This is a genomic window from Microcoleus sp. S13_C3, from assembly GCF_036700905.1.
GTDB lineage: Bacteria > Cyanobacteriota > Cyanobacteriia > Cyanobacteriales > Microcoleaceae > Microcoleus.
Map to the genome: position 1 here is coordinate 1 of NZ_JAUBPT010000235.1, position 8934 is coordinate 8934.

Here is an 8934-nt window from a genome sequence, read left to right on the forward strand (position 1 = left end):
GGTTCACCAACAATACCTGCCAATAATTGACCATCTCAAAAACCCGCCCCGACCGGGATATTATGGTTAATCGATCGCACATGATATTATTTGTCATTACGAGGAAGGAAGCAATCGCTTAGTCTCTGCGATTGCTTCCTTCCTCGCAATGATATCAACTCCGCTAGCATCGTCGGGCGTAAAATCGAATCAACAGTCAATACTCAACTATCATTCAGTTTTTCGAATCCAAGTTAACAGTCAACATTCAACAGTCAACAGTCAACAATAATTCCGGTGCAACCGGAATTGATATGACGGAGGGGTAGTCATGATATTAAACCCGGATTTGGGATCGGGCGACTACATTGGAGGGGGTGGGGCGTCTTGAATTTTAGCCAGTGCTGCTTTCATTTCAGGAGTGGCTAGCAACTTTTGGGTATCTGCGATTAAACGATCGCCCCAGAGGTTTTCTTTGAGATATTCTACGGTAGCATACCGTTTGTCGAGTTTCAGAGCTGCTTCTCCCATCGCTAAGCCTTTTGCTTTGTCGCCTTTGCCGTAGAATGCTACTGCTAGAGCTAGCATTGATTCGGCTGCTTTGTTGTCGATCGCGATCGCCTGTTCCCAGCGTTTGATAGCGCCATCGGCATCTCCCATTTCGTATTTGACTAATCCGATATTGTTGACAGCCGGCCAAAGATTTTTTTCTAAAGCAAAGGCTTTTTCGTATTGGGCGATCGCCTGATCGAACCGCTTCAGCTTATAAAAAGCATTCCCTAAATCAAATAATGCACCTGGAGTGTCTGGTTTTAGTTTCAACCCTGCTTGCAAATATTCGACTGCTTTCTCGTAGTTCGATTTCCGAAAGTGAGCTTCTCCCAAGACAAATTTAATTGATGGATTTTCTGGCGACAGAGATTGAGCTTGCCCCAAAGCTTCAATGCCTTTGTCAAACTGCTCAACTTGCAGGTACAAGCTACCTAACAAAGTCCAAGTTTGAGCATTTTTGGGGGCTAACTGTGTGGCGAGTTCGGCTCTGGGTACCGCTAGTTGGTACTGCTGGAGTCTGGCTAGCTGGACGGCTTCTTCTGAAAGGCTCAAGGCAGTTTGTTCGAGTTGGGCCGAGTCGATTTGGAGAGTGTAAGGCAGGAGTGCCTGTGCCACAGCAGGCTGGGGCATTGCCCCCAAACCGAGTGCGAGTAGCAGAGATATTAAAGGAATGCGATTAGGCACTGTACAGCCCCAGAAAAAAATATAAGGGTTTCTCGATCGCCTATAATAACTCATATTTTTGAGTTTTGATATTGCTTCTTGACTCGCAACACTTCTGGGTTTTCATTTAAATACTTCTCAAATTATGTTTGCACTCTGGATAGCGGTTTTTATTCACTGTTTTATAGACGACAGAGAACCTCACTACAAATAGGCAAAATTATGATGTATTATCAACTTGAATGAGTTAATAAATAACCAGGGCTGTTTCATTCTCACCAAAAACATGAATTTTGACTCTTGTAGTGCCTTTCTTTGCCTACCCCCGACCTAGACGATTCGATCGGCAGATCAGACCAAGAGGGCCGGCACGGGGAGTAGGGGTAGTGCGACCCCTACGGATAATCAAACAGCCCTGAATAAATAACGCTTCGCGGTTGACAGTTAAATAGTTTGCAAATTCTGTTTCCCCTCATAAATAATAGTTGATTTTTCCGGGCTGAGAAACGACTTAATTCCTCACTACAAACCTAGTAAATTATTCATTATCAGGAACTTGAGTGAGTTAATAAAGTCTGTTGAATTCGATCTAATAATTGTGCTGCCGATAAGGAAGAAGGCAAAATTTTGGCCGATACTTCTTGCAGTAGAAAGTCGATCGCCTCTGATTCCGAATTTACAGCCGACCGATAATCCCAGACTAAAATCGGCAGTTTTACTGCCATTTGGCGCAAGTTCGACAGCGCCTGCAGCATAGCGGTTGATTCTGATGGGGCATCTCGCAAGCACAGCAAAACTAAGTCAACGCTTTGATATTGCAACTGCTGCAAAACTTCTGTCCAACAGGGAGCGATCGACCCTCGAAATCCTGCGGTGTGGATGTACTGGATCAAAGCTTGAAAGTTGGGAGTAGAAAACTGGGAATTGGGGAGGGGAATCTCGGCATTTGTCGATCGAGCGCAATGTTCCAATTCTTCCGTCGGGTTCCCCCCAGAAGAGGAGTGCAAATCGGGTAACGTCGAAATGTCGGCAAATAAAATGCTGGGCTTCCAACTCATGCCAGCAGCGACTTGAATCACTTGCCACAATGCACTGGCAACCAACCCGGTACCTGAAGTTTCACTGTCGTCGGGACTGCGGGTAGCCAAACAGGGAAATACCGACAATCCTTTGACTTGATTGGCCAGTTGCGTAGTAGTGGGTTCTAAAGTCACCAAGGGGAGAGAACCCAAATTTCGAGACCGACTTAACTGTTCGATAAAAGCTAAGGGGTTTTGCAGTTGACTTGTACCATCCAAGACGATCGCGTCGGGCCGCCAAATTCTTGCCACGAGTTCTGCTTGGTCGAGGTCGTCTGCTTCTAAAACCCGGCAGTAGTTGGGGTTGAGCAGTAAAGCGGAACCTTGAGAGGAACTGTTTTGCGGGCTGAGCCACAACACGGTTAAAGAACTCTTCACTTTGCCGCTACTAGAATTACGGCCGATCAAGTCTGCCAGCAGCCTCCGCAAAGCGGGTTCTTCCACCGGCAAGCTCAAAAAGCCTTCGGCTTTGTTGACACTGGCCCGTTCTTTTTCGCCTCTGGTGGCCGTGACGATCGCCGGAATCGATCGGGTATCCGGGTCACTCTTGAGCAGCGTCAGCACGTCCCAACCCGACAGCAGGGGCAGCAGCGGGTTGAGGAAAATCGCTTCGGGACTGAACCTGCGAGCTTTTTCCAGCGCTTCGGTGCCGGAACGGGCGACTATTACTTGGTAGCCCAAACCTGAGATGACGTTGGTTAAATCTTCGATATATTTGGGAACTGCTTCGACTATTAATACTAAGCGAGAGCGAGAATTGGCGATCGGAATCTGATATTGGGGTTTTAATAATTCTTCCTCAGTCGCTTCCTGTGCCGGGACTTCTTCACTCCTATTTCCCGGAGGATTTGGTGGCAGCAGCAGGGTAAATTGAGAGCCTTGGTTTTCGGAGGAAATAAACGAAACGTCTCCGCCGTGGAGCCGAGCTAGGCGTTGAGTTAGTACCAGTCCCAGTCCGGTTCCTTGAAAGCGCCTGGTGAGGGGGCTTTCTAGCTGTTGGAATTTCTGAAATATCAGGTGCTGTTTGTCGGCGGGGATGCCGATGCCAGTGTCCCAAACTGTGAATGCGATCCAGCCTTCCCAAACATTTACTTTCAATCCGATTTTGCCACCGAGTTCGGTGAATTTTAGGGCGTTGGAAAGGAGGTTGACGAGCATTTGCCGCAGTCGCAGTTCGTCGGCAATTAATTGGCTCAGTCCCGGTTCTATTTCGAGTGTAAATTCTATTTGGGCGGGGGGTTCTGCGTTTGCTGTACCGTCCGTTTGGCTCGCGCTGGGAGGGTTTTTTTCTTCTTGCTGTTGCAGTTGTTTTGCTTGTTCAAACGCTCTTTGGCAGGTTGATGCTATTTCGACTGCTTCGGGAATTAGTTCTAGCTGCCCGGTTTCCATCCGGGTCAAGTCTAATATATCGTTAACTATTATCATCAAATGCCGCCCGCTTTTATGGATTAGTTTGGCGTAGCGTGTTTGGCGATCGTTGAGTTCTCCGATCAATTTATCTTTGAGGAGGCTGGACAAACCGAGGACGGCGGTGAGCGGGGTTTTTAGTTCGTGGCTGATGCAGGATAAAAATTCGTCTTTTAGTCTGTTGAGGTGGATTAAATCTGCGTTTTTCGCTGCTAATTCTTTGGCGACTAAATGTTCTTCGGTGACATCTTGTCCCATTACTAAAATTAGCTTGTCTGAGAGTGGCTGTTTGACAAATTGCCAGATCCGTTCTTGACCTTTTTGTACGGGGCACTCGCAAATGTAGGTGTCTGGTTTGCCGGCCATAGGACACCAAGCTGCAGCGGTTAATGTTGAGGGGGAGGCGGCACCGTATAGGGGCAGCGGGCAACTGGTGGCTGCGGTTGAATCGCGCGCGGCGAAGCTATCCCGCAGGGAATCGTCCGATCGACTTGCTCCTACTAGGCTCCTGGACTCTTTGGTGATGGCCTCTAACTGCACGCTATTGTATTCGCTTGTTAAATGGCTTGGTTTGCGGGGCGAGTGTTTACCCAAATTTGCTGCTGGTTCTGGAACTGGTTCTGGGCCTGCTCCCAGCAAAATCCGCCACGCTGCGTTTTGGCTGACTATTTGTGCCGTAGGGGTTTGCAATCTCAGGGGCAGGGGCAGTTTTTCCAACAGTTCAACTAGGGAGTTCAGGTTTTCCGAAGGTTTCAATCCTGCTTCTAGAAAGCGCACTTGAGCGCCTAGGGCCGTGGCGATGGCTTCGGAAACCGGCCTTAATTCGATTTCTTTGACGGCTGTTGCCTGCTCTGGGAGGCTGCTGAGAGAGCTGCTGTTAAGTGCGGCGAATTGCAGCAGGCTCAGGCTGTCTAGCATTCCTAAAAATTGACCGCTGGCATCTGTGAGGGCGATCGGAGTGTGGGAGGGGGTGCCGGGGGTTTGGCGGTTTGGCCCGGCTGGGGTGTTCTGTTCCTCTGTTTGCAGGTACTCCCAGAATTCCCTGACGCTCATAGTGGCGGGTAGTGCCCTGACTGGTTCGATCGCGATCGAGCTTTCTGACAAAGGTTGCTGCCCGTCGTTTGTGCGATCGGCCGCGCGGGCCCAAAGGCTGCGGAGGTACACTAATCCCAGCGGCTGTAGCTGTTCGTTGACTACTGCGACTCGATCGCAGTTGCAGGATCTGAAAATTGACTGCAGCGATTCTAGCGCAGCCGTTTGGAGGCACAGCGGCACTGACTCGATAAAATTTTTGATACTGGGGGTGGTGACTGGCATAACAAACCTGAGAGTCTGCTCGCGAGAGCAGTAATATTTTTGATGCTCAATGTAGCTGCGAATTTCTGTATCTTATTTGTTTTATATCAGTTCGCTATCAGCCTCGGTATCCGCACCGAGACCGGGGAGTTCGATGCCTACACCTGATTTGAGGCGACTAGCAATTATTTTAAGGCTTAAGCTTAATTGCAGAAATCACGCTCCGGGTGCTTGACACAAAAACTACGGAGTACACTTTGATTCTTCTTCTGGTAGAAGCGCATCACTTATTTTGCGGTTAAGATTGGTTAAAATAAATATTGAGATGATTGTTAAAATGTTAAGTTTTTTGTAAAGGAGATATCAACTCTGAGCGATCCAGCACTTTCAGGCAACTTAGGTGGTACACCTACAGCTTTGCTTCCTCAACTGTCTATCGGTATTTTTGTCCGCTCTGAGGAAATCGCAGCCTCTGCGATCGAGCTTTTGAGAGGCGAACGCTATGCTTTAACGCACATTAAGTCGGCAGTGGAGCTTTTGGGGTTCCTTAAGCACAATTATCACCTTGATTGTTTGGTTTTGGAGGTGGATGGGGCTCTGCGCTCGCTTCTGGGCAAGCTGCAAGAACGATCGATCTTTTTGCCTGCTGTAATTTTTTCGCCTCACGCGCCGGTAGATAGCAGCCCCGAAGCACCATATTCAGATGGTTTTGAGGCCGCAGCCAGTACCGCCAACCAGAGTCAAGACGAAAGCTGTGATTTTTTTTATCACCCTGCTGAGGTGCAACTGGCAATCGATCGAGCGAGCGAAATAGCTGGCGGTATCGATCGGGCGATCGCACACTTTCTGAAACTTTCAACTCCGGTTCCGGTCAATTACCACTCCGTAACGGTCGATGCGACAGCCCAATTGACTGCTCAAAGTTTGCTCAGCCGACAGCAGCGGCGGCTGGCGGAAAAATTACGGGAGCGATTAGGATACTTAGGTGTGTATTATAAAAGAAATTCCCAGATTTTTTTGAGAAATCTGTCGGGACCTGAGAAGCAAAAGTTTTTGGAGCAACTCAAGTTAAGTTATCGCGACATCGTTTTGAATTATTTTTCTCAAGATGCTGCAGTAAACAATCAAATAGATGAATTTGTGAATTTGGCTTTTTTTGCTGACGTTCCCGTGACTCAAATTGTAGAAATTCACATGGAATTGATGGACGAGTTTGCTAAACAGCTAAAATTAGAGGGGCGCAGCGAGGAAATATTGCTGGATTACCGTTTGACCCTGATTGACGCGATCGCTCATATGTGCGAGATGTATCGGCGATCGATTCCAAAAGAAACATATCAAGGTAGAATGTAGAAGGGATTCGGCATAATTTAAAAAAGAAAAGGTAGAAGGTACAATCTAACAAAAAAGAAAGGAGCAGACCGACGATCGCACGAGGCAGCAATTATTATAAAATAACAAAGAACAGCGGATTTAAGACAAATAACAACTACAACTAACATCTGACAACTAATACTCAATATTTAAAAAAGTTCATGAGTCCTCTGAAAAAAACCTACGTTCTGAAGCTGTACGTTGCGGGGAATACTCCCAACTCAGTGCGAGCTTTGAAAACCCTAAAGGACATCCTAGAACAAGAATTTCAAGGCGTCTACGCGCTGAAAGTCATAGATGTTCTCAAAAATCCTCAGCTAGCAGAAGAGGACAAAATATTGGCAACCCCGACGCTGGCCAAAATCCTGCCGCCGCCGGTGCGAAAAATTATTGGCGATTTGTCCGATCGTGAGAAAGTTCTGATAGGATTAGATTTGCTCTATGAAGAACTTCGCGAAGAAGACCTGAATTCATAAGATAATCAGGTAAGAGTCAGTCGATTTTAGATTTGAGACTTCGGTTTGGCGGGAAACGTTCGGCGAGCGCGAGCGTCGAAGCGTCCAGTCGCGCTCTGTCGAACGATTTTAGATTTTAGATTTACTCCACAGATGAATCTGGGATGTTGAACAAAAGTCTAAAATTTTTATCTTTCCACGACTGGAGTACGTGGCACGGTATCGGTTTTTGGGCGGGGTCATTAGTCAGCAGTCAGCAGTCATTAGTTATTGAGCAAGAGCCAAAACTAAAAGCTGGGTACAAAGACTCATGATCGGCGGTTAATGAGTGACAACTAAAGAATACTGAGAGTTGACAAAAATCGACATGAATGAAATTAGTCAAACGGTTAAACGAGAAGGATTGGTAACGGCAGGAGTTGAAAAAATTCGCACGATGATTGAGGGTTTCGATGACATCAGTCACGGCGGAATGCCCATCGGCAGAACCACCCTAGTCAGCGGCACATCAGGAACAGGAAAAACTTTATTTGCCGTACAATTTCTCTATAATGGAATTACCCATTTTGACGAAGCGGGAGTTTTCGTAACTTTTGAAGAATCTCCGACAGATATTATTAAAAATGCTTGCAGTTTCGGTTGGGATCTGGCACATTTAATCGAGGAAGGCAAGCTATTTATTTTGGACGCTTCCCCCGATCCCGAAGGTCAAGATATCGTAGGAAATTTTGATTTATCAGCCTTAATCGAGCGAATTCAGTACGCCATTCGCAAGTACAAAGCCAAGCGGGTTTCAATAGATTCTGTTACCGCCGTATTTCAGCAGTACGATGCTGCATCGGTGGTGCGCCGAGAAATTTTTCGCTTAGTTGCCCGCCTCAAACAAGTCGGAGCAACTACAGTTATGACTACGGAACGGGTGGAAGAATACGGCCCGGTGGCTCGGTTTGGAGTGGAAGAGTTTGTGTCGGATAATGTGGTGATTGTTCGCAACGTATTGGAAGGAGAACGCCGCCGCCGCACCATCGAAATTTTGAAGTTGCGCGGTACAACTCACATGAAGGGCGAATATCCTTTTACTATGACTAATGACGGAATTAATATTTTCCCATTGGGGGCGATGCGATTAACTCAAAAGTCTTCAAACGTGCGGGTTTCTTCGGGCGATAAAACTCTCGATGAGATGTGCGGTGGCGGCTTCTTCAAAGACTCGATTATTTTGGCTACGGGTGCAACGGGAACCGGCAAAACGCTGTTGGTGAGCAAGTTCTTGCAGAATGCTTGTATGAACGGCAATCGGGCGCTGCTTTTTGCCTATGAAGAGTCGCGGGCTCAGTTGTTCCGCAATGCTTATTCTTGGGGCATTGATTTTGAGGAAATGGAACAGAAAGGAATGCTGAAGCTGCTGTGTACTTACCCGGAATCTGCCGGTTTGGAAGACCACTTGCAGACTATTAAATCAGAAATTGCGGAGTTCAAACCTTCTCGAATTGCTATAGACTCGCTGTCGGCCTTAGCTAGGGGTGTCAGCAATAATGCTTTCAGGCAATTTGTGATCGGAGTGACAGGTTTTGCGAAGCAGGAAGAAATAACCGGCTTTTTTACGAATACAAGCGACCAGTTTATGGGTTCTAATTCCATTACGGACTCCCATATTTCTACGATTACTGACACGATTATTATGCTGCAGTATGTAGAGATTCGAGGAGAAATGTCGCGGGCAATTAATGTGTTTAAGATGCGCGGTTCGTGGCACGACAAAGGAATTCGGGAATACACAATTACTGAAAGAGGCCCACAAATTAAAGATTCGTTCCGTGGTTACGAACGGATTATCAGCGGTTCTCCGACTCGGATTACGATTAATGAGAAGAGTGAGCTATCGCGGATTCTCCAGGGTGTGCAAGGTCAAGATGATGAGCATATTTGAGAGTTAGCAGTAATTCGTCGTTGTTAAAAGTAGGTTGGGTTGACCTAGGAAACCCAACCTATTTTTAATTTGAGGAGTTTGTGAACATTTATAGCAACCGCGACCATGTTTGGGAGGTTCTTAGGAATGAGAATTAAATAACTTCCACTCTTGAAAGTGGGATGGGCGTCCCGCCCGTCCAAAAAGGACGGGCGGGACG

Annotated in this window: 5 protein-coding genes; 3 read left to right on the forward strand and 2 right to left on the reverse strand. The window is 47.0% G+C overall.

Annotated features, from left to right (window positions below; all coding sequences use genetic code 11):
* Nucleotides 1–342: 342 nt before the first annotated feature.
* Nucleotides 343–1215, reverse strand: coding sequence for a tetratricopeptide repeat protein (locus QUA16_RS34240; RefSeq protein WP_445252225.1), 873 nt, complete (start codon nt 1213–1215; stop codon nt 343–345).
* Between the two features lie 527 nt (nt 1216–1742).
* Nucleotides 1743–4997: an ATP-binding protein gene (locus QUA16_RS34245; RefSeq protein WP_333109007.1), complete on the reverse strand. Its 3255-nt coding sequence runs from the start codon at nt 4995–4997 to the stop codon at nt 1743–1745.
* Between the two features lie 396 nt (nt 4998–5393).
* Here QUA16_RS34245 and QUA16_RS34250 point away from each other — a divergent pair, with 396 nt between their 5' ends.
* From QUA16_RS34250 to kaiC, 3 genes are all read left to right on the forward strand, one after another.
* Nucleotides 5394–6329, forward strand: a complete 936-nt coding sequence (locus QUA16_RS34250) for a circadian clock protein KaiA (protein WP_333109005.1) — start codon at nt 5394–5396, stop codon at nt 6327–6329.
* A 182-nt stretch (nt 6330–6511) separates the two neighbouring features.
* On the forward strand, nt 6512–6826 hold the full coding sequence (gene kaiB, locus QUA16_RS34255; protein ID WP_006632119.1) for a circadian clock protein KaiB: 315 nt from the start codon (nt 6512–6514) through the stop codon (nt 6824–6826).
* 346 nt (nt 6827–7172) lie between these two features.
* Nucleotides 7173–8735 carry a circadian clock protein KaiC gene (kaiC, locus tag QUA16_RS34260; RefSeq protein ID WP_333109002.1) on the forward strand — a complete coding sequence of 521 codons (1563 nt, stop codon included), beginning with the start codon at nt 7173–7175 and terminating at the stop codon, nt 8733–8735.
* Nucleotides 8736–8934: the final 199 nt, after the last annotated feature.